The 19,382-nt window shown below is 72.0% G+C and carries 15 protein-coding genes; 8 read left to right on the top strand and 7 right to left on the bottom strand.

What is annotated here, in order from left to right:
- Window positions 1-2 precede the first annotated feature (2 nt).
- The 3 genes from ABD841_RS08705 to ABD841_RS08695 are packed head-to-tail and all read left to right on the top strand — an operon-like array spanning window position 3 to window position 4,784.
- Window positions 3-914, top strand: coding sequence for an ABC transporter permease (locus ABD841_RS08705; protein WP_344969589.1), 912 nt, complete (start codon window positions 3-5; stop codon window positions 912-914).
- Complete coding sequence (locus ABD841_RS08700) at window positions 911-3,052, top strand: dipeptide ABC transporter ATP-binding protein (RefSeq protein WP_344969587.1); 2,142 nt, start codon at window positions 911-913, stop codon at window positions 3,050-3,052. Before ABD841_RS08705 ends, ABD841_RS08700 begins: the two co-directional genes overlap by 4 nt.
- A gap of 13 nt (window positions 3,053-3,065) precedes the next feature.
- On the top strand, window positions 3,066-4,784 hold the full coding sequence (locus tag ABD841_RS08695) for an ABC transporter family substrate-binding protein (RefSeq protein ID WP_344969585.1): 1,719 nt from the start codon (window positions 3,066-3,068) through the stop codon (window positions 4,782-4,784).
- 115 nt (window positions 4,785-4,899) lie between these two features.
- Here the strand turns inward: ABD841_RS08695 and ABD841_RS08690 are convergent, their stop codons facing one another.
- The 5 genes from ABD841_RS08690 to ABD841_RS08670 form a co-directional block, all read right to left on the bottom strand.
- Window positions 4,900-5,766: a 5-oxoprolinase subunit C family protein gene (locus ABD841_RS08690; RefSeq protein ID WP_344969584.1), complete on the bottom strand. Its 867-nt coding sequence runs from the start codon at window positions 5,764-5,766 to the stop codon at window positions 4,900-4,902.
- Entirely contained in the window at window positions 5,763-6,575 is an 813-nt protein-coding gene (locus ABD841_RS08685; protein ID WP_344969582.1) for a 5-oxoprolinase subunit B family protein, read from the bottom strand. Before ABD841_RS08685 ends, ABD841_RS08690 begins: the two co-directional genes overlap by 4 nt.
- Before the next feature lie 9 nt (window positions 6,576-6,584).
- Entirely contained in the window at window positions 6,585-7,340 is a 756-nt protein-coding gene (locus ABD841_RS08680) for a LamB/YcsF family protein (protein ID WP_344969580.1), read from the bottom strand.
- A gap of 7 nt (window positions 7,341-7,347) precedes the next feature.
- Window positions 7,348-8,859, bottom strand: a complete 1,512-nt coding sequence (locus ABD841_RS08675; RefSeq protein WP_344969635.1) for a hypothetical protein — start codon at window positions 8,857-8,859, stop codon at window positions 7,348-7,350.
- 212 nt (window positions 8,860-9,071) lie between these two features.
- Window positions 9,072-9,317 (bottom strand): hypothetical protein, encoded by a 246-nt coding sequence (locus ABD841_RS08670; RefSeq protein WP_344969579.1) that lies wholly within the window; start codon window positions 9,315-9,317, stop codon window positions 9,072-9,074.
- Between the two features lie 545 nt (window positions 9,318-9,862).
- Between ABD841_RS08670 and ABD841_RS08665 the strand changes: the two genes are divergently transcribed.
- The 3 genes from ABD841_RS08665 (at window position 9,863) to ABD841_RS08655 (ending at window position 14,924) form a co-directional block, all read left to right on the top strand.
- Complete coding sequence (locus ABD841_RS08665) at window positions 9,863-11,956, top strand: SpoIIE family protein phosphatase (protein ID WP_344969577.1); 2,094 nt, start codon at window positions 9,863-9,865, stop codon at window positions 11,954-11,956.
- Between the two features lie 242 nt (window positions 11,957-12,198).
- Window positions 12,199-13,851 carry an RNA polymerase sigma factor gene (locus tag ABD841_RS08660; RefSeq protein WP_344969575.1) on the top strand — a complete coding sequence of 551 codons (1,653 nt, stop codon included), beginning with the start codon at window positions 12,199-12,201 and terminating at the stop codon, window positions 13,849-13,851.
- A 107-nt stretch (window positions 13,852-13,958) separates the two neighbouring features.
- Window positions 13,959-14,924, top strand: coding sequence for a hypothetical protein (locus ABD841_RS08655; RefSeq protein WP_344969574.1), 966 nt, complete (start codon window positions 13,959-13,961; stop codon window positions 14,922-14,924).
- A gap of 36 nt (window positions 14,925-14,960) precedes the next feature.
- Here ABD841_RS08655 and ABD841_RS08650 read toward each other — a convergent pair whose 3' ends face one another.
- On the bottom strand, window positions 14,961-15,701 hold the full coding sequence (locus tag ABD841_RS08650) for a YaaA family protein (protein WP_344969572.1): 741 nt from the start codon (window positions 15,699-15,701) through the stop codon (window positions 14,961-14,963).
- Between the two features lie 46 nt (window positions 15,702-15,747).
- On the opposite strand from ABD841_RS08650, the gene ABD841_RS08645 reads away from it, so the two are divergent.
- Window positions 15,748-16,458 carry a GNAT family N-acetyltransferase gene (locus ABD841_RS08645; RefSeq protein ID WP_344969571.1) on the top strand — a complete coding sequence of 237 codons (711 nt, stop codon included), beginning with the start codon at window positions 15,748-15,750 and terminating at the stop codon, window positions 16,456-16,458.
- A 13-nt stretch (window positions 16,459-16,471) separates the two neighbouring features.
- Here ABD841_RS08645 and ABD841_RS08640 read toward each other — a convergent pair whose 3' ends face one another.
- A complete protein-coding gene (locus tag ABD841_RS08640; protein ID WP_344969570.1) occupies window positions 16,472-16,702 on the bottom strand; it encodes a DUF7455 domain-containing protein in 231 nt (76 codons plus the stop codon).
- Between the two features lie 241 nt (window positions 16,703-16,943).
- Between ABD841_RS08640 and ABD841_RS08635 the strand changes: the two genes are divergently transcribed.
- Window positions 16,944-19,016, top strand: coding sequence for a DNA gyrase/topoisomerase IV subunit B (locus ABD841_RS08635; protein ID WP_344969568.1), 2,073 nt, complete (start codon window positions 16,944-16,946; stop codon window positions 19,014-19,016).
- The last annotated feature ends 366 nt before the right edge of the window (window positions 19,017-19,382 follow it).

Raw genomic sequence — 19,382 nt, 5'->3', positions numbered from 1 at the left:
CGATGAGCATCGCCGACGAGGAGCTCGCCGAGCAGCGGGCGGCCGTCGACAGGATCGAGACGCCCTCACGGCTGCGGGTGGTCGCGGGCCGCTTCTTCGGCTCGGCCCAGGGCCGGATCGGGTTCGCACTGCTGACACTGGTCTTCCTGCTGGCCTTCGCCGGGCCCTACCTCACCCGCTGGACGTACGCGGACAAGGACTTCACGGCCTTCCTCCAGCCGCCCTCCGCCCGGCACTGGTGGGGGACGCTCCAGACCGGCGCCGACGTCTACGCGGTCACGCTGCGCGGCATGCAGAAGTCGTTGGTCGTCGGGCTGCTCGCCGCGGTGGCCGGCACCGCGCTCGCGGCTGTGGTCGGCGCCTTCGCCGGATACTTCGGCGGCTGGACCGACCGCTCGCTGACCTGGGTGACCGACCTGCTCCTGGTGCTTCCGGCCTTCCTGATCCTGGCGATCGTCTCACCGCTCTTCCCGGAGGGCCGGTGGCCGCTGTTCGTGCTGGTGCTCGCCCTGTTCCTGTGGATGGTCACCTCGAAGATCGTTCGCAGCATGACCGTGTCGCTCAAGGAACGGGAATTCGTCAAGGCGGCCAGGTTCATGGGGGTGCCGCCGACGACGATCATCTTCCGGCACATCCTCCCCAACATGTCCTCGCTGCTGGTCGTCGACGCCACGCTGAACGTCAGCGTGGCGATCCTCACCGAGACCTCGCTGTCCTATTTCGGGTTCGGCATCCGGCCGCCCGACGTCTCGCTGGGCAGTTTGATCGCCGACGGGGCCGGGACGGCCGTCTACGCCCCCTGGACGTTCTGGTTCTGCGCCGGGCTGCTGGTCGTCACCGTGCTCGCGGTGAACCTGGTCGGCGACGCCCTGCGCGACGCCTTCGACCCCGCGTCCCGGAGGTCGGCCGGATGAGCGGGAACGCCGCGGGCGGGCGGCCCCGGACCGCCGGGGCCGACGGGGTCGCCGGGCGTTCCCGCGGGCCCGCCCCCGTCCTGGAGGTGGGCGACCTCGACGTCGTCTTCGGCTCCGGCCCGGGGGCGGTGCACGCCGTCCGGGGGATGGGCTACGCGGTTCACCCCGGCGAGGTGCTCGGCATCGTCGGCGAGTCGGGCTCCGGCAAGTCCGTCACCGCGCTGGCCGTGATGGGTCTGCTCCCGCCGCACGCCCGCGTCACCGGATCGGTGCGGCTGGCGGGCCGGGAGATCCTGGGGGCCACGGAGAAGGCTCTCGCCGCGTTGCGCGGCAGGACCGTCTCGATGGTCTTCCAGGATCCGCTCTCCGCCCTCACCCCGGTCTACCGGGTGGGCGACCAGATCGCCGAGGCGGTGCGGATCCACCAGCGGATCGGCGCCGCGCAGGCCGCCCGGCGCGCCGTCGAACTCCTCGACCTGGTCGGCATCCCCGACCCCGTACGGCGTGCCCGGGCCTTCCCGCACGAGTTCTCCGGCGGTATGCGCCAGCGCGTGATGATCGCGATGGCGATCGCCAACGACCCCGACGTGATCCTCTGCGACGAGCCGACCACCGCCCTCGACGTGACCGTCCAGGCGCAGGTGCTGGAGGTGTTGAAGAAGGCTCAGCGGGAGACCGGCGCGGCGATCGTGATCATCACCCACGACCTGGCGGTGGTGGCCGGGTTCGCCGACCGTGTCCTGGTCATGTACGCCGGGCGGCCCGTCGAGGTCGGTTCGGTGGACGACGTCTTCCACCGCCCCCGCATGCCGTACACCATGGGCCTGCTCGGCTCGATCCCGCGCCTGGACCGCGGGCGGGAGCAGCCGCTGGTGCCGATCGAGGGGAGCCCGCCGTCTCCGGCGGCGCTCCCGCCCGGCTGCCCGTTCGCGCCACGCTGCCCGGTCGCCCTCCCGGCCTGCGTCGAGGCGGAGCCCGCGCTGCTGCCGGTGGGCGTGCCCGGCCACCGGGTGGCGTGTGCGCGCGCCGGCGAGATCGAGGCGGCCGGCTGGACGCCCGCCCAGCTCTACGGCGTACGTGCCCCGGCGCCCGCGCCCGCCGCCCCGCGGGTGCCGCCGCGCCCGCCTCGGGAGGAGCGGGAGGTGGTTCTCTCGGTGGAGGACCTGGTCAGGCACCACCCTGTGACGAGGGGGACGCTGCTGCGGCGCCGCGTCGGCACGGTCCGCGCGGTGGACGGCGTCAGCTTCGACGTCCGCGAGGGGGAGACGCTGGGGCTGGTCGGCGAGTCGGGGTGCGGCAAGACCACCACGCTGATGGAGATCCTGGAGCTGGTCGCGCCGCAGCGCGGCAGGATCACGGTGCTGGGCCGCGACACCGCGCGGATGGGGGCCCGCGAGCGGATGGCCGTCCGGCGCGACATGCAGGTGGTCTTCCAGGACCCGATGGCCTCTCTCGATCCGAGGATGACCGTCTACGACATCCTCGCCGAGCCACTGCGTACCCACGGCGTCAGGGACCCCGGGCCGCGGGTGCGCGAGCTGCTCGGCCTGGTCGGCCTGGAGCCCGGCCACGCCGCCCGCTACCCGCAGGACTTCTCCGGCGGCCAGCGTCAGCGGGTCGGCATCGCCCGGGCGCTCGCACTGGAACCGAGGCTGGTCGTGCTGGACGAGCCGGTCTCGGCGCTCGACGTGTCCGTGCAGGCGGGGGTGATCAACCTGCTCACGGAGCTGCGGGGCCGCCTGGGCCTGTCGTACCTGTTCGTGGCGCACGACCTCGCCGTGGTCCGGCACATCGCCGATCGCGTCGCGGTCATGTATCTCGGCAGGATCGCCGAGATCGGCCGGGCGGACCGGGTCTACCGGGTTCCGATGCACCCCTACACGCGGGCGCTGCTCTCGGCCGTCCCGCTGCCCGACCCGCGGAGGGAGCGTGCCAGGAGGCGTGTCCTCCTCGACGGAGACCTCCCCAGCCCGGCCGACCCCCCCTCCGGCTGCCGCTTCCGCACCCGCTGCCCCCTGTTCGCGGCGCTCGGCGAGGGCGACAGGTGGCGGTGCGAGCGGCAGGAGCCGCAGGTGCGGCCGGTCGGAGACGACCACGGTGTCTCATGCCACTTCGCCGAGAAGCTCGACGTCGTATGACCCGGGAGGAACAGTGAGAGCAATCCGGCGCGCGGGCGCGCTCGCCGTCGCGCTGGCCGTGGCCGTCGCACCGGCCCTGACCGGCTGCGGGCAGGACGTGGGCGGCGGGAACGGGGCGCCGGCCGGGGCCGGTGCGGCCTCGGCGATCAAGGCGTACGACATCAACCCGGTCGCCCGTGACCGGATCGGGGACGGCGGGGTGCTCCGCTGGGGCCTCAACGAGTATCCGGCCAACTGGAACCGCAACCACGTCGACGGCAACCTGGAGACGGTCAAGAAGGTCGTCGACGCGCTCATGCCCTCGCCCTTCCGTTCCAACGAGAAGGGAGAGATCACCGTCAACGCCGACTACCTGTCCCGGGGTGAGGTCACGGCGACCTCACCCCGGCAGGTCGTCACGCTGACGCTCAACCCGCGGGCCCGGTGGTCCGACGGCAGGCCGATCACCTGGAGGGACTACCGCGCCCAGTGGCGGGCGATGAGCGGCCGCGACACCCGCTACCGGGTCGCCGGCACCACCGGCTACCAGGACATCCGGAGCGTCGCCCGGGGCAGGGACGACCACCAGGTCGTGATCACCTTCGCCAAGCCCTTCGGCGACTGGCAGTCGCTGTTCTCCCCGCTGTACCCCGAGTCCACCAACGCCACCCCGGAGGCGTTCAACACCGCCTGGTTGAACCGGATTCCGGTCACCGCCGGTCCGTTCGCGTTCGTCGCCTTCGACCCGACCGCCAAGACCGTCACCATCGAGAGGGACGACGCCTGGTGGGGCGACCGGGCCAAACTGGACCAGATCATCTTTCGCACGCTGGAGAGCGACGCGCTCGTCGGCGCCTTCAGCAACGGTGAGCTCGACATCTTCGACATCGGTCCGTCCGCGCCCGACTACGCGCGGGCCAAGAGCACCCCGGGCGCCGTCGTGCGCCAGGCGGCCGGTCCCGACTTCCGGCAGATCACCATGAACGGCGAGAGCGCCGTGCTCTCCGATCCTCGGGTCCGCCGGGCCGTCGCGATGGGCATCGACCGCCAGGCCATCGCCCAGTCCGACCTGCAGGGCCTCGACTGGCCGATCGTCCTGCTGAACAACCACTTCTTCATGAACACCCAGGAGGGCTACCGGGACAACGCCGGGGAGGTCGGCACCCACGACCCCGACCGGGCCCGGAGACTGCTGGACGCCGCCGGCTGGCTGCCGGCGGGCCAGACCCGCAGAAAGGGCGGGAGGGAGCTGGTCCTGCGTTTCGTCATGCCGTCCGGGCTGCAGCTCACCAAGTCCGAGGCCGAGTTGGTCCAGAGCATGCTCGCCAGGATCGGCGTCAAGGTCACCCTCCAGGCGGTGCCCGGCGACGACTACTTCACGAAATACATCATTCCCGGCAACTACGACATCACCGCGTTCGCGTACATGGGCACGCCCTTCCCGGTCTCCAGCGCCTACGGTCAGTACGTCGACGCCACCCGCGGCGCGGACGGCACCAGGCAGTGGAACGCCAACCTCGGCCGTATCGGCTCCCCGGAGATCGACGCCGCCATGGACAGGGCGACCGCCGACCTCGACGCCGCCCGGGCCGTCGCCGCCACCAACGCCGCCGACAAGCTCATCTGGGAGGCGGTGAACGTGGTCACCCTCTACCAGCGCCCGCAGAACGTCGCGGTCAAGGAGACGGTCGCCAACCTCGGCGCCCGGGGTTTCTACGACCTGCGTTACCAGGACATCGGCTTCATCGGGTGACCCGCCCGGACTCCCCGGCCCGGAGCGACCGCCCCGCCCGCGCGGCCCCGGACCGGAGCCGCCCCCGGGCCGGTCGGTCGCGGCGGAAGCGGATCGGGTCGCCGGGCTGGGCGGGTCAGTCGCGGCGGAAGCGGACCCGGTCGCCGGGGCGGAGCTGGGCGGCCCCGGCGAGGGAGGCGGCGGTCAGGACGGCGATGACCGGATAGCCGCCGGTCGGCGGGTGGTCGGCGAGGAAGACGATCGGCTGGCCGCCGGGCGGCACCTGGACGGCTCCGGCCACCATGCCCTCGCTCGGCAGCTCCCCCCCGCGGGCCCGCTCCAGGCCGGCCCCGCGCAGCCGCACGCCCACCCGGTTGCTGTTCGGGCTGACCTCGTACGGCCCGGCGCACAGCACCGCGAGGGCGTCGGGGACGAACCAGTCGTCCCGGGGTCCCGGCAGGACGTGCAGGACGTCCGAGACGGGGGTCGGCTGCGGGGCGGCGTCCACGGTGATCGGTGGCAGCGCTCCGGTGGGGCCCACGGGGAGCGTCGCGCCGGGGCGGAGCGGGGCGGGGCCGAGGCCGGAGAGCGAGTCGGTCGACCGGCTGCCCATCGTGACGGGCGTGTCGATGCCGCCCCGGACCGCCACGTAGGTCCGCAGCCCGGAGGAGGGCGTCCCCACGCGCAGTTCGCCGCCCACGGGCACCCAGAACGGCGCGCACATCGCGGGCGCCGCCGTGCCCCTCCCACCGGTCCCGGCGAGCTCCAGCCCGCAGGCCGCCCCCGTGACGACCGCCCAGGCTCCGGCGGTGAAGCGCAGCCTGGCTCCGCCGAAGGTCAGTTCCACCCCGGCGGCGCCCTCCGGGTTGCCCACCAGGCGGTTGGCCAGCCGCAGGCTGGGCGCGTCGGCGGCGCCGGAGCGGGGCACCCCGAGATGGCCGTATCCCGGCCGGCCGAGGTCCTGGACGGTGGCGTACGGCCCCGGCACGATCACCTCGATCATGGGCCGGAGACCTCCTGGAAACGCACCCGGGTGCCCGGGGTGAGCAGGGCGGGCGGGTCGGCGGCCGCGTCCCAGACCGTCATGGGGGAGCGGCCGAGCAGCCGCCATCCGCCGGGGGAGGCCGAGGGGTAGATCGCGGAGTAGGGGCCGGCGACCGCCACCGCGCCGGCGGGCACCGCGGTCCTGGGGGTGTCCAGCCGTGGCACGTGCAGCACCGGGTCGAGTCCGGTGAGGTAGGCGAACCCGGGCGCGAACCCCAGCCAGCCCACCACCAGCTCCCGCCGGGTGTGCCGGGCGACCACCTCCCCGGCGGAGAGCCCGCACAGGGCGGCCACGTCGTGGAGGTCGGCACCGTCGTAGATCACCGGTACGGTCACCGTCCGGGCCGTCGTCCCGCCGCCCGGCCCGCCGTCGCGCGCCGCGTCCAGCAGCCGGGAGAGCAGCGCGCGCAGGCGGGACATCTCGGTGTCCGGCGCGGTGACGAGCACGGTCGCGGGGCCGGGCACGATCTCCACCACCCCGGCGGGGCGGTCGGACCTCAGCAGGGCGTCCAGTCGGTGCGAGACCTCCAGCGACCCGGTCTCCACCAGCAGCCCGTGCTCCCCGGCCCGCCGGACGGCCGCGGAGCCCTCGCCCGGCACCCCGTGTTCCCCCGCCCGCGCGGGATCCCCGCCCGGCCCCGCATGCTTCCCCGCCCGCGCGGAGCCCTCGCCCGCCGGGCCCGGACCGCGCGGGGGGTTCTCCGGCCCGCCCGCCGCGTTCTCGCGGAGCGGCCCGTGGGTCGCCGTCCCGATGTCGTCGCCGGTCACGGTGGGGTCTCAGGTGAAGGACTTCAGGGTCACCCCGGCGGCGACCAGGCCCTCGCGGACGGCCCGGGCCAGCGCCACGGCGCCCTGGGTGTCGCCGTGCACGCAGATCGAGCGCGCGTCCACGGTGACCTGGGTGCCGTCGACCGCGTCGACCAGCCGGTCGGTCGCCATGCGCACGGCTCGGGCGGCGACCGTGCCGGGGTCGTGCAGCACCGCGTCGGGGAAGCGGCGCGAGACCAGCGTGCCCGCCCCGGTGTAGGCGCGGTCGGCGAAGGCCTCGACGACGGTGGTGACCCCCTCCCGGGCGGCGATCTCGTGGACGACCGAGCCGGGCAGGGTCAGCACCGGCAGGTCGCGGTCGTAGTCGGCGACCGCGGCCACGACGGCCTCGGCCTGCTCGGGGTCGCGGCAGATCCGGTTGTACAGCGCGCCGTGCGGCTTGACGTAGGAGACCCGGCCGCCCATCGCCCTGGCGATGCCGTCGACCGCCCCCACCTGGTACAGCACCTCGGCGCAGAGCTCCTCCGCGTCGACGTCCATCTCGCGGCGGCCGAACCCGACGAGGTCGCGGTAGGACACCTGGGCGCCGATCGCCACGCCCCGGTCGACCGCCGCCGCGCACGTGCGGCGGATGGTCAGCGGGTCACCGGCGTGGAACCCGCAGGCGATGTTCGCGCTGGTGACCACGTCGAGGAGGGCCTCGTCGTCACCCAGCCGCCAGACGCCGAAACCCTCGCCCAGGTCGGCGTTGAGATCGATCACCATGGCTCACCTACACAGGGGGCTCGTCCGGAATATCCGCGATGTCATCAAGGGCGATGGCCAGTTCCTCGGGGTCGTCGCCGATCCGCTCGATGATCTCGATCAGCACGTGCAGCACGTCGTGGCGGTCGTGGCCGAGGTCCAGCAGCCGCTGGGCGGCCTCCCAGAGCTGCGGCGGGTCGCCCTCCCAGAGCCGCCCGGCGATCTCCTCGTGCCAGGCCAGGTGCTCGTCGTAGTCGGGCCGGTTGAACTCGTGGCCGTGGTCGATGCCCAGCAGGATCCGGCGGTCGGTGTCGTCGGCCGGGTTGAGCAGGTCGAGTTTGATCTCGCCGTGCGTGCCCTCCAGGAAGGGGAAGGCGAACACCCGCCGGGCCAGCGCCGACAGGTCGCCGTCCGGCAGCAGCCGGTCGAGCAGGGCCCGGTCGACTCCGAAGGCCGTCGGGTCCCGGTAGGCCTCGGCGAACTTGCCCGTCGCCTCCCAGATCGCGTCGAGCGTGGCGCGCAGGCCCTCCTCCGGCAGCCCGGTCCGGCCCGCGGCGAAGCGTGCCCACGCGCCCAGCACGTGTGGCACCGCCTCCTGCTCGGCGGCGTTGAGCATCACCTTGCGCGGCAGCCAGTCAAGGAGGAATGTCTCGCACTTCGTCGGACTTACCCGCAATGGGCGTCCGAAATCCTGGTCACAGCCGTAGTCGATGATGTGGTCGGCGCACCGGGAGGCGGCCGACGGGTCCGACAGGTGCTCGGCCGCGTCCGAGGCGAGGAACTCGGCGGCCAGCATCGCCCGGCGGTCGCGGCTGTAGGGCGCCTCGCTGTGCAGCGGGGCCGGGCGCTTGCGGCCGGGCGGCAGCGCCTTGATGCGGGCCCTGGCGAAGGCGTGGTAGGCGCTGTAGCTGTCGCTGACGGGCGCCGCGACCCGGCGGTGGCCGTACTCCACGGTGGCCTTCATCGCCGACTCCAGGAGCGCCCTGGCCTGTTCCGGCTCGATCTCGCCGAACACGAGCATCCGGTTGCCCTCGGCCTCGGCCCTGGCCTGCTCCAGCAGCTTGTCGACGTGCGAGGAGACCCAGGCGTCGCGGGCGATGCCCCGCATGTTGTAGTCGACGATCACGACCAGCGCGTGGCGGTCCTCGCCGCTGTCGGAGCCCCGGTAGGCGAAGGTGCACACCACGGTGTCCTGGTCGCCGTAGGCGTCGCGGGAGACGTAGCAGCCGGTCGGCTTGACCGCGCCCAGCCGCTCCGCCCACAGGGGTCTGGCCACGCCGCGCTCCATCAGGGCCAGGGCCGCGCCCTCCGCTTTGGCGGCCTGGCGGGCGGTGCCGAGGTAGGCCAGCGCGATCAGCAGGGTGAGGGCCGCCGGGGAGCCGGCCTTGGCCGCGTAGTCGACCAGGCCCTCGCCGAGGACCTGCTCGGCGTCCCCGTCTCGCAGGCGGCGCCCCCACCAGGCTCCGACCATGTCGGAGACCATGAGCTCGGCGTCGAGGGGGCTGCGCACGGCCAGCAGTTCCCGGGCGGCGATCAGCATCTCGGAGAAGACCGCGTCGGGGGACTGGCTCTCCCGGGGGTCTCGACGGTGTCGCCGGCTCACGCGGTCTCAGCCTCCCCCGGCCGGCGCGTGAAATCGCCGCGGCCGGTCCCGGCGCGCTGGCTGGCCCGCTCGCTTCGCTCGCTCACGTCCCGACCTTCTCGCATTCCCGGGCCAAACGGTGCGTAGAAGACGGCCGGGTGCCCCCGATGTTACCGGGGACTACGGGGCGGCGGCGCGGAGTTCACAAGGGCGAGCAGACGCTCACGGGCGACACGCTCGACGACCTCGGGTGTCGGCTTGATGCCGAGGTGTTCGGCGCAGGCCCGCACCTCCGCCACACATCTGTCCACGGTCTCCACGGGAACGGTCAGGAACTCGGCGGACAGGCGGGCGCTCACGGGCTCGTGGAATGTCCTCGGCGGGCGGGTGAGGCGGTGTGTGGCAAGAGTGGGCATGGATTTCGCATTCCTCCGGTTTTTCCGGGGGGTCATCCCCCGGATGGTCGGCGGGGATGTGCGTTCTCATTCCACAACTTATCTCGTGAGTGTCAACCCTCAGACCTGTGATATGGAAAGCTGACCCCATGTCTTGACCGAAAGCTTCAACTCGGGAGTAAGCGGGTGTGGCCGAAGGGAAAGCCAGACGGGCGACGGGCCGGTGACCCGATCTCGCCCGAGGCCCTGACGAAGACGAGGTGCGCGGTTGCCCGGACGGTCCGGTCCGATCCTGCTAGGGTCCTGGCCGCAAACGTTCGAAGGCGCCATGCCGGCCGGTCGGCGCCCGCGTGGGCCGGCCCACGCGCTACCGTGCGGATCCCGGCCACCGGACCAGGGTCGTTCGCGGGATGGGCGGACCGCATCCTGGGCGGGGCTTCCGTCCGCACCTGCCCATCGCCGATGATGTACTGCAGGGTCCGGTCCCCCGGAGCCGCGCTACGCCAATTCGCAAGTTTGGAGATGTGCCTCGTGGGAGACCCTGGCACGCGACGGAGGTGCCGACCATGAGCGCCGAAACCTCCGTGCCCCGTCCCCGGGAGTCGGGTGTGGACATCTCAGACTCCGGCCTGCTGCAGGGCCTGCTGTCGCAGTCGCCGTTCGCCTTCGCGTTCCTCGATCCCGAGGGCCGTTTCCAGCGGGTCGACGAGGTCTTCGCCGACCTGGTCGGTTTCCCCGTCGACCAGCTGGTCGGCCGGGCTCCCGGCGATGTGCTCTCCGCCGACCTCACCGCGCTCATCGAGAGCTGCGTCCGCGGCATCATCGAGGAGGCCGAGGTCGATGGCGACCAGCGGATCCGCGTGCGCACCGACGACGGCCGGACCCACCACTGGTCGCTGACCTTCTCCCCGGTCCACGACGACGACGGCGTCCTGCGCGCGGTCTGCCTGGTGGGCGTCGACGTCACCGGGAGCAAGCAGGTCGAGGAGGACCTGCGGCGCAGCGAGGAGCGCTACCGCTCGCTGGTCGAGGCCCAGTCCCAGCTCGTGTGGATCACCGCGCCCAACGGCGTCGTCCTCGAGGACGCGCCGCAGTGGCGCGCCATCACCGGCCAGGGTCTGGAGGAGTACCTCGCCCACGGCTGGCTGGAGGCCGTCCACCCCGACGACCGCCCGCACACCGAGGAGGCGTGGCGCGAGGCTCTGCGCGGCCGGACGATGTTCGAGTGGAGTTACCGGGTCCGCACCCGGGCCAGCGGTTACCGCCACTTCGAGGTGCGCGCCGTGCCGATCATCCGGCACGGGCGGGTGGTGGAGTGGGTGGGCGCCAACACCGACGTCACCCCGCAGCGTGAGGCCGAGGAGATGCGTGGCCGCCTGACCGACCAGCTCGGCGCCGCGGCCCTGCGCACCGCGCGCCTGCAGGGCGCCACCGCGATCCTCGCCGAGGCGCTCACGGTCGAGCAGGTCGTCCAGGTCATCATCGACGTGGGGCGTACGGCCCTGGCCGCCGACCGGTCGGCCGTGGCGCTGCTCGACGTCGACCGGGCCGTTCTCAAGCTCGTCAACAACGGCGGGATCCCCGACATCCCGGGCGCGCCCGGCGAGGAGATCCCGCTGTCCCACTCCAGCGTGATGACCATGGCCGTCAACAGCAGGCGCCCGGTCTTCGCCGAGTCGCCGGAGAGCCTGCGGTCGCAGCTGGTCGACGCCGGAGGCGACGAGGAGGTCATCACGGACTTTCTCGCCCACAGCGACGAGCGGGCCTGGGTGGGCCTGCCGCTGCTGGCCGCCGGGCGCGCGCTCGGGGCACTGCGCTTCTCCTTCACCCGCCCGCAAAAAATCTCCCAAGAAGACGGGGTGTTCCTGGAGGCGCTCGCCGGGCAGTGCGCCCTCGCCGTGGAGCGGGCCACCCTGTTCGAGCGCGAGCACCGCACCGCCGAGACGCTCCAGCGCAGCCTGCTGCCGGACCGCCTGCCGGTGGTCCGCGGCCTGGTGCTCGCCCAGCGGTTCCGCTCCGGCAGCCGCCACGTGCAGGTCGGCGGCGACTGGTACGACGCGTTCGTGCTCCAGGACGGCCGGGTCGCGGCGGTGGTCGGCGACGTCATGGGCAAGGGCGTCAAGGCCGCGGCCGGGATGGGCCGCATCCGCAACGCCATGCGGGCCCTGGCGCTGACCAACCCGCCGCCCGCGGCGGTCCTCACCGGCCTGGACCGGGTCTTCGAGGCCACCGAAGAGGAGGAGCAGGTCACGACCCTGGCCTACATGGTGGTCGAGCCCGGCACCGGGGAGGGCACGCTGGCGCTCGCGGGTCACCCGCCGCCCCTGCTGGTCTCGCCGCAGGGCGTGCCGCTGCTGGTCGAGGGCGAGCCGGGCACCCCGCTGGGCTGGCCGACCAGCCGCAGGCAGTTCCGGTTCTGCGTCCCGCCGGGTCACACCGCCGTTTTGTACTCGGACGGTCTGGTGGAGAACCGGAAGCGCGGGTTGGACGCCGGTCTCGCCGATCTTTGCTCTGTTGTGACCGAAGCGCCACCCGAAGTCGTCGCGAGCCCGCACATGTTGCTAGATTTCCTCGTAGACCGCATGCTGTCCGGATATGAGCAGGACGACGACGTCACGGTGCTCGCGATTCACGTTCCCGCCGCCACGAAGAGTGACTGAATGAAACAGTCATAAGGGTTGCTTTCGGGTATCGGTGCCTCGCTTCCGTACGCACTACTCTCTCGGTCGGCCTAGGGTGGAGGTCAACCGCCAGGAGGCGGCCGTATGGATCACGGTGTCATGCCACAATGCTGGGCAGGTGCGTCGCGGTCCGCGCGGCCTCGCTAATCACAACTAGAGGTAACCGCCCCTAGTTGGGCATCTGGGTCCATTCTCGTCACGCTTTCCTTCGAGAGGTGTTCGTGTCGCCTGCAAGTTCGACTCGCTCGAAGCCATCCGAGCTGAACGAGCCCGTCATTCAGCAGCTGATGGAGCGGGGACGCTCGCAGGGGTTCCTCGAGTCCGAGGATGTCCGCAAGGCCGTCGAGGAAGCGGACATTCCGATGGCGCAGGTCGCTGGGATCCTGCGCAGCCTCAGCAAAGAGGGCATCACCGTACGGCTGACCGCTGAGGACTCCGCGGCCCCTAAGAAGTCCCGCACTTCCGCCAAACGCCGCACTACCCCCGCTGCTCCCACCACCGTCAGGAAGACCAAGACCGCCGCCGCGGCCAAGGAACAGCCGGAGACCGTCACCGCGGTCGTCGGCGGCTCCGAGCCGGCGCCCGCCGCCAAGAAGCCGACGGCCCCCAAGCCGGCGGCTCCGGTCAAGAAGGCCGCCCCGGCCGCCAAGAAGCCGGTCCCCGCCCCGCCGAAGAAGGCCGGGCCGGAGGCCGTCGTCCCCGCGCCCGCTCCCGCGCCCGAGCTCAAGCCGAAGCCGGTCGTCGCCGATGACGACGAGGACATCGACCTCGAAGACGTCGAGATCGAGGACTTCGACCTGGAGTCCGTCGAGGTCGAGGTCGAGGTCGAGGTGGAGGCCGAGGCCGAGATCGAGGCCGAGGAGGAGCCCAAGGCCGAGTCCGTCGAGATCAACGAGGACGAGGTCCTCATCCTCTCCGATGACGACGACGACGCCCCGGTGCCGCAGGTCGCCGCCGCCGGCGCCACCGCCGACCCGGTCAAGGACTACCTCAAGCAGATCGGCAAGGTCCCCCTGCTCAACGCCGAGCAGGAGGTCGAGCTGGCCAAGCGCATCGAGGCCGGCCTGTTCGCCGAGGAGCAGCTCGGCACCGACGGCGAGAAGCTCCCGGTCGACGTCCGCGCCGAGCTGGAGTGGATCGCCGAGGACGGCCGCCGGGCCAAGAACCACCTGCTGGAGGCCAACCTCCGTCTCGTGGTCTCACTGGCCAAGCGCTACACCGGCCGCGGCATGCTCTTCCTGGACCTGATCCAGGAGGGCAACCTCGGTCTGATCCGCGCCGTCGAGAAGTTCGACTACACCAAGGGTTACAAGTTCTCCACGTACGCCACGTGGTGGATCCGGCAGGCGATCACCCGGGCCATGGCCGACCAGGCGCGGACCATCCGCATCCCGGTCCACATGGTCGAAGTGATCAACAAGCTGGCCCGCGTCCAGCGCCAGATGCTCCAGGACCTGGGCCGCGAGCCCACCCCCGAGGAACTGGCCCGCGAGCTCGACATGACCCCGGAGAAGGTCGTCGAGGTCCAGAAGTACGGTCGCGAGCCGATCTCCCTGCACACCCCGCTGGGCGAGGAGGGCGACAGCGAGTTCGGTGACCTCATCGAAGACTCCGAGGCGATCGTCCCCGCCGACGCGGTCAGCTTCACGCTCCTGCAGGAGCAGCTCCACTCGGTGCTGGACACCCTGTCCGAGCGGGAGGCGGGCGTGGTCTCCATGCGCTTCGGCCTGACCGACGGCCAGCCGAAGACCCTGGACGAGATCGGCAAGGTCTACGGGGTGACGCGCGAGCGCATCCGGCAGATCGAGTCCAAGACCATGTCCAAGCTCCGTCACCCGTCCCGGTCGCAGGTCCTGCGCGACTACCTCGACTGAGGTCCTGGCAGAGGGCCCGCACCGCCCGGTGGGGGTCCTCTGTCGTTAACACGTCCGTAACAGCCCGGTAGCACGGCATGTGCGGCGGCCTTTTAGGCTCGCGCCTCATGGGTGTGGCCGGAGTGGACAGGACTCGCGCCCGGGGGCTGCGGGTGATCGTCGATCGTCCGTGGGCGGATGCGGTGCTCGATGACGCGGTCGTCGCCGTGCACCGGAAGGTGTTCGAGGCGGGCACGGTCGTGCTGGGCGCCGCTCGCGGTGACCCGGAGCGGCGTGTGCTCCGGGTGGAGGCGCTGGCCAAGGCCGCCGTGGGCCACAGCAGCAGCATCGAGGCGCTGGCGGTCCACGATCGGGCCAACCCCGATCTCTGGCTCTGGCTGGGGCGCACCCGCATCGAGGAGGCCTGGGCGGTCAAACCGGATGTCCGGGCTCGGGCGGTGCAGGCACAGCGCCTGCAGGCCTTCCACGCGGCCATGGAATCCGCCCGGCAGCCTCTGCTGACCGCGGCGGCGCTCGCCCCGGCCGACCCGGCGCCCTGGGAGTCGATGATCTGGCTCTGTCTGGGTCTCGACCGGCCCCGCCAGGAGAAGGACGCCGTCTGGTACGAGGCCGCCCGGCGCCATCCGACGCTCTTCCCGGCCAATGTCGCCCGCCTCATGACGCTCTCGCCCGCCTGGGGCGGCAGCGCCCAGGAGATGCTGGAGTTCGCCAGGGCCGCCGCGGCGCGGGCGTACGACGGCGATCCGATCCACGCCCTGCTCCCGCTGGCCCACTTCGAGCAGGTCGCCGCCGAGCGCTCCCCGATATCGCGGGGCGGCTGGTTCTCGGACGAGGCGCTGCGCGAGGTCGTCGCGCACGCCGGCCGATGGCTGGGCCGCGAGGCGCACCCGCGGGCGGTGGAGGCGCACAACGTCTTCGGGGCCGCCTTCTACCTGGCCGACCTGCGCCGACCCGCACGCGGGCACCTCATGCGGACCGGGGGCAGGGTCAGCCGGCTGCCCTGGTCCTATCTGGGTGATCCGGCCCAGCAGTTCCAGCGGGCCTGCGGCCGACTTCATCTCGTCCCGGCCTGAACGCCGCCCGGCCGGGAACGGAAGGTGTGGGAAATGTCACACCGAGACGTCGAGTGTCCAGGATCCCCTGCCGCGCGGCCGGTCACCAAGAGTCACGGCATGACCCAGGTGGTCCAGGGTCTTGGCGAGTTCCTCGGGAGTCTGCGGGTCGGACCCGTCCCGCAGCAGGGAACGGGCCACCGCGCCGCGGGTGGCCTTGGCCATGTGGCTGACCACCTTGCCGTCCTTGAGCACCCGCACGGCCACGGCCCGGCCGCCGGGCTGCCAGGCCGTCCCGTAGGTGCCCGAGCGCAGGTCGACGACCAGGCCGGGTTCGGTGTCCAGCACCGGTGTGACGGACCGCCGCCAGAAGGTCCCCAACCCGCCCAGCGGGGGCAGTCGCACCCCCATCGAGAGCCGGTACGGTGGTACGCGGTCGGTGACGCGCAGCAGCCCCCACAGCCCCGAGAAGATCACCAGGCTCTCCGCCGCCCGCGCGGCGGCCTCGGGCGGCAGCGAGGCGAGGCCGAGATTCTCGTAGAGCACGCCGGTGTAGAGCTCACCGGCCGTCAGGGTGGGGGCGGTCCGCAGGGCCCGGTTCTTTCCGATCTCGCCGAGCTGCCCCGGGGACAGCCCGAGCACCGCCTGCGCGTCGGGACCCTCGCAGAGCGCGGTGAGGGCGGAGAGCACGGTCTCCCGGGACGCGTTCAACGACGGGAAGCTCAGGCGGGACGGGTCGAGGGGCGGGCCGTCGCCTCGCGCGGCCTTCCCCTCGGACGGAGGCAGCAGAATCAGCACAGTCGCCGAGCGTAGTGCGGCGATCGGAGAGTTAGGATCCCTAGGCATGATCAACGAGGGCTTCGACCGGCTCGTCGACCGCGCATGGCCGGCGATCGACCGCGTTGACGCCGGGGGCTGGACCCTGCGCGCCGCGGCCGGGGTGACCAAACGGGCCAACTCGGTGCTGCCGCTGGGCGCTCGGGAGGATCTGGTGGCGGCCGTCGAGGAGGCGGAGAAGTTCTATGCCGACCGGGGCCTGCCGTGCGTGTTCTCCGTCGGTGGCGGTGCCGCGCCCGGCTTGGACGAGGTGCTGGAGGCGCGCGGCTACCGCGTGGCCGACCCCACGCTGGTGATGACGGCGCCGTTGGACGGCGCGCTGGAGGAGGAGGACGGTGTCGAGCTCGCTGACGCTCCATCCCAGCCGTGGCTCGACGTCTGGTGGAGCGTGGACGGGAGGTTCGGTGACGACGGCCTGGCGACCGCCGCGCGGATCCTCACCGGCGTGCCCGCCACGTACGCCTCGCTCGGCCGGCAGGCCGTCGGGCGGGGCGTGGTCCAGGGCGAGTGGTTCGGTGTCTATTCCATGGCCGTGGTGCCGCACGCGCGGCGTGCGGGGCTCGGCCGGAGGGTTTTGCGTGCCCTGCTCTCACATGCGCGCAAGCAGGGCACGAGATGGGCATATTTGGTCGTGGTGGAGTCGAACACCGCGGCCAGGTCGCTTTACGAGCGACAGGGCTTCACGGTGGCGGGCCGTTATCACTATCGGATCCGATGACCCCACCGCGGGATCATCGTTCGTCGTCGCGGGCGGTCTTCGGGGTGTCGCTGAGACGCGCCGACTCGTCCTGAATGTGGGCACCCTTGTCTCTCAGCACGGCCACGTGCTGCCGCCCGTGGTGGGCGCAGAACAGCAACTCCCCACCGACGGGCAGGGTGGCGCGGATGTAAGCCTGGGCGCCGCACCGGTCACAGCGGTCCGCGGCCGTCAGCTGCTTGGCGGGGGCGAGGGTTCCAGTCACGTATCGCCTTTCAGGTCATCCCCTGAGGTGGAGGATCTGGCGTCAGTCACTTGAGAGAACATCTAACCCGATACGAACGTTCCCAACCGACCCCCTGCTACGCCGAGAGCGGAAAGTGGCCGGAAGTAACGATGATGACGCCGGAGGTAACACTGATATCCACCCGATGGCAAGCTGGTACCCGCCGCAGTGGGAAGAACGGTAAGCTGCGCACACGTGTTCGATCAGAGTGGGAGTGGGTGTGACCGCAGTTAGGGCGGAGACGGGTTATACGGCCCGCCATCTGTCGGTGCTGGAGGGTCTCGAAGCCGTTCGCAAGCGTCCCGGCATGTACATCGGGTCCACCGACAGTCGCGGTCTCATGCACTGCCTCTGGGAGATCGTGGACAACGGGGTCGACGAGGCGCTGGCGGGCTACTGCACCCGCATCGAGGTCGAGCTCCACGCTGACGGCTCCATCGAGGTCCGTGACAACGGCCGAGGCATCCCCGTCGACATCGAGCCCAAGAGCGGCCTGGCGGGCGTGGAGCTCGTCTACACCAAGCTCCACGCGGGCGGCAAGTTCGGTGGCGGTTCCTACAGCGCCTCCGGCGGCCTGCACGGCGTCGGCGCCTCTGTGGTCAACGCCCTGTCCTCGCGGCTGGACGTCGAGGTCGACCGCGACGGCAGGGTCCACGAGATCAGCTTCCGCCGCGGTGTCCCCGGTGTCTTCGACGGCGACGGCCCGCGGGCCAAGTTCAAGAAGAAGTCCGGCCTGCGCGACGGCGGCCCCGTCGCCCCCGGCGTCACCGGCACCCGCGTCCGCTTCTGGCTCGACCACCAGATCTTCCTGCCCGACGCCGAGGTCTCCCTCGACGAGATCCACGTGCGCCTGCGCCAGACCGCGTTCCTGGTCCCCGGCCTGACCCTGGCCGTGCGCGACAGCCGCGGCGAGGAGGTCACCGAGGACGAGTTCCGTTTCGACGGCGGGATCTCGGAGTTCACCGAGTTCCTCGCCCGCGACGAGTCCGTCTGCGACGTGCTGCGCCTGCAGGGCGTGGGTCACTTCCACGAGACCGTGCCGGTCCTCGACGACCAGGGGCACATGACCCCCACCGAGGTCCAGCGCGAGCTCACCGTCGACGTGGCGCTGCGCTGGGGCAAGGGCTACGACTCCACCGTGCGCTCCTTCGTCAACGTGATCGCCACCCCCAAGGGCGGCACCCACGTCAACGGCTTCGAGCGGGCCCTGGTCCGCACGCTCAACGAGCAGTTGCGCGAGACCCGCCTGCTCAAGAACGGCGATGCCCCCGTCACCCGCGAGGACATCATGGAGGGCCTCACCGCCGTGGTGACCGTCCGGGTGCCCGAGCCGCAGTTCGAGGGGCAGACCAAGGAGGTGCTGGGCACCTCCGCGGCCTCCCGGATCGTTGCCCACGTCGTCTCGCGGGAGCTGAAGGAGGTCTTCGCCAACGCGTCGCGCGGGGCCAAGCAGCAGCTCCGCGCGGTCCTGGAGAAGATCGTCGCGGCGGCCAAGGCCCGCATCGCCGCCCGCGAGCACCGCGACAACCAGCGCCGCAAGACCGCCCTGGAGAACTCGGCGCTCCCGGCCAAGCTGGTCGACTGCCGCAGTGACGAGGTCGACCGCAGCGAGCTGTTCATCGTCGAGGGCGACTCGGCGCTGGGCACCGCCCGCGCGGCCCGGGACTCGGAGTTCCAGGCGCTGCTGCCGATCCGCGGCAAGATCCTGAACGTGCAGAAGGCGTCCGTCGCCGACATGCTGAAGAACGCCGAGTGCGCCGCGATCATCCAGGTCATCGGGGCGGGCTCCGGCCGGTCCTTCGACATCGAGGCCGCCCGCTACGGCAAGGTCATCCTGATGGCCGACGCCGACGTCGACGGCGCGCATATCCGCTGCCTGCTGCTGACCCTGTTCCACCGCTACATGCGGCCGATGATCGAGGCCGGGCGGGTCTTCGCCGCGGTCCCGCCGCTCCACCGCATTGAGATCACCAACCCCGGTCGCGGCCAGAGCAAGTACGTCTACTGCTACTCCGACGCCGAGCTGCACCGGGTCCTGGCCGACCTGCAGCGCCGCGGCAAGCGCTGGAAGGACCCGGTCCAGCGTTACAAGGGTCTCGGCGAGATGGACGCCGACCAGCTGGCCGAGACGACCATGGAGCCCCGCCACCGCACCCTGCGCCGGGTCCGGATCGAGGACGCCGAGGCGGCCGAGAGCATCTTCGACCTCCTGATGGGCAGCGACGTGGCCCCGCGCCGGGAGTTCATCGTGGGCAACGCGGCCGAGGTCGACCGCGACCACATCGACGCCTGACGGGGCGGGCCGGCCACCGGGTGACGGTGGCCGGCCCGCGCTCCGGAACATGACGGGCGGGGGTCTGCGGACGTGTCCGGCCCCCGCTCCGGTGCACAAGAGGTGAGGAGTTGCGGCCGGGGCCGACCCCGCTCCGGCCCGCGCCGGGCGGGGGGTCTGCGGACGGGACGGGCCCGCGCTCCGGAACCCGGCTGACCCGCGCCTTCGGCGCGATCACCGCGCTTCCCGGGACCCGTCCGGCCCGCGCGCCATGACGCGCGGGCGGCCTTCGGGGCGTCCTCGCGCGGATCGCAGAGGCCCCCGTGCAGGTCACAGCGGCACAGGGATCCGCGCGGACCACAAAGACCCATGAGGCACAGGGATCCG

It is taken from the genome of Streptosporangium fragile (assembly GCF_039534445.1).
Lineage (GTDB): Bacteria > Actinomycetota > Actinomycetes > Streptosporangiales > Streptosporangiaceae > Streptosporangium > Streptosporangium fragile.
The sequence above is the reverse complement of the archived record's forward strand: the minus strand, read 5'-3'. Positions and strand labels throughout refer to the sequence as shown.

Bases quoted from the DNA above. Each gene is read 5' to 3' on its own strand.
- ABD841_RS08705 (WP_344969589.1), top strand. From the start codon at position 3: ATGAGCATCGCCGACGAGGAGCTCGCCGAGCAGCGGGCGGCCGTCGAC.
- ABD841_RS08700 (WP_344969587.1), top strand. From the start codon at position 911: ATGAGCGGGAACGCCGCGGGCGGGCGGCCCCGGACCGCCGGGGCCGAC.
- ABD841_RS08690 (WP_344969584.1), bottom strand. From the start codon at position 5,766: ATGATCGAGGTGATCGTGCCGGGGCCGTACGCCACCGTCCAGGACCTC.
- ABD841_RS08680 (WP_344969580.1), bottom strand. From the start codon at position 7,340: ATGGTGATCGATCTCAACGCCGACCTGGGCGAGGGTTTCGGCGTCTGG.
- ABD841_RS08675 (WP_344969635.1), bottom strand. From the start codon at position 8,859: ATGCTGATCGCCGCCCGGGAACTGCTGGCCGTGCGCAGCCCCCTCGAC.
- ABD841_RS08670 (WP_344969579.1), bottom strand. From the start codon at position 9,317: ATGCCCACTCTTGCCACACACCGCCTCACCCGCCCGCCGAGGACATTC.
- ABD841_RS08665 (WP_344969577.1), top strand. From the start codon at position 9,863: ATGAGCGCCGAAACCTCCGTGCCCCGTCCCCGGGAGTCGGGTGTGGAC.
- ABD841_RS08655 (WP_344969574.1), top strand. From the start codon at position 13,959: ATGGGTGTGGCCGGAGTGGACAGGACTCGCGCCCGGGGGCTGCGGGTG.
- ABD841_RS08645 (WP_344969571.1), top strand. From the start codon at position 15,748: ATGATCAACGAGGGCTTCGACCGGCTCGTCGACCGCGCATGGCCGGCG.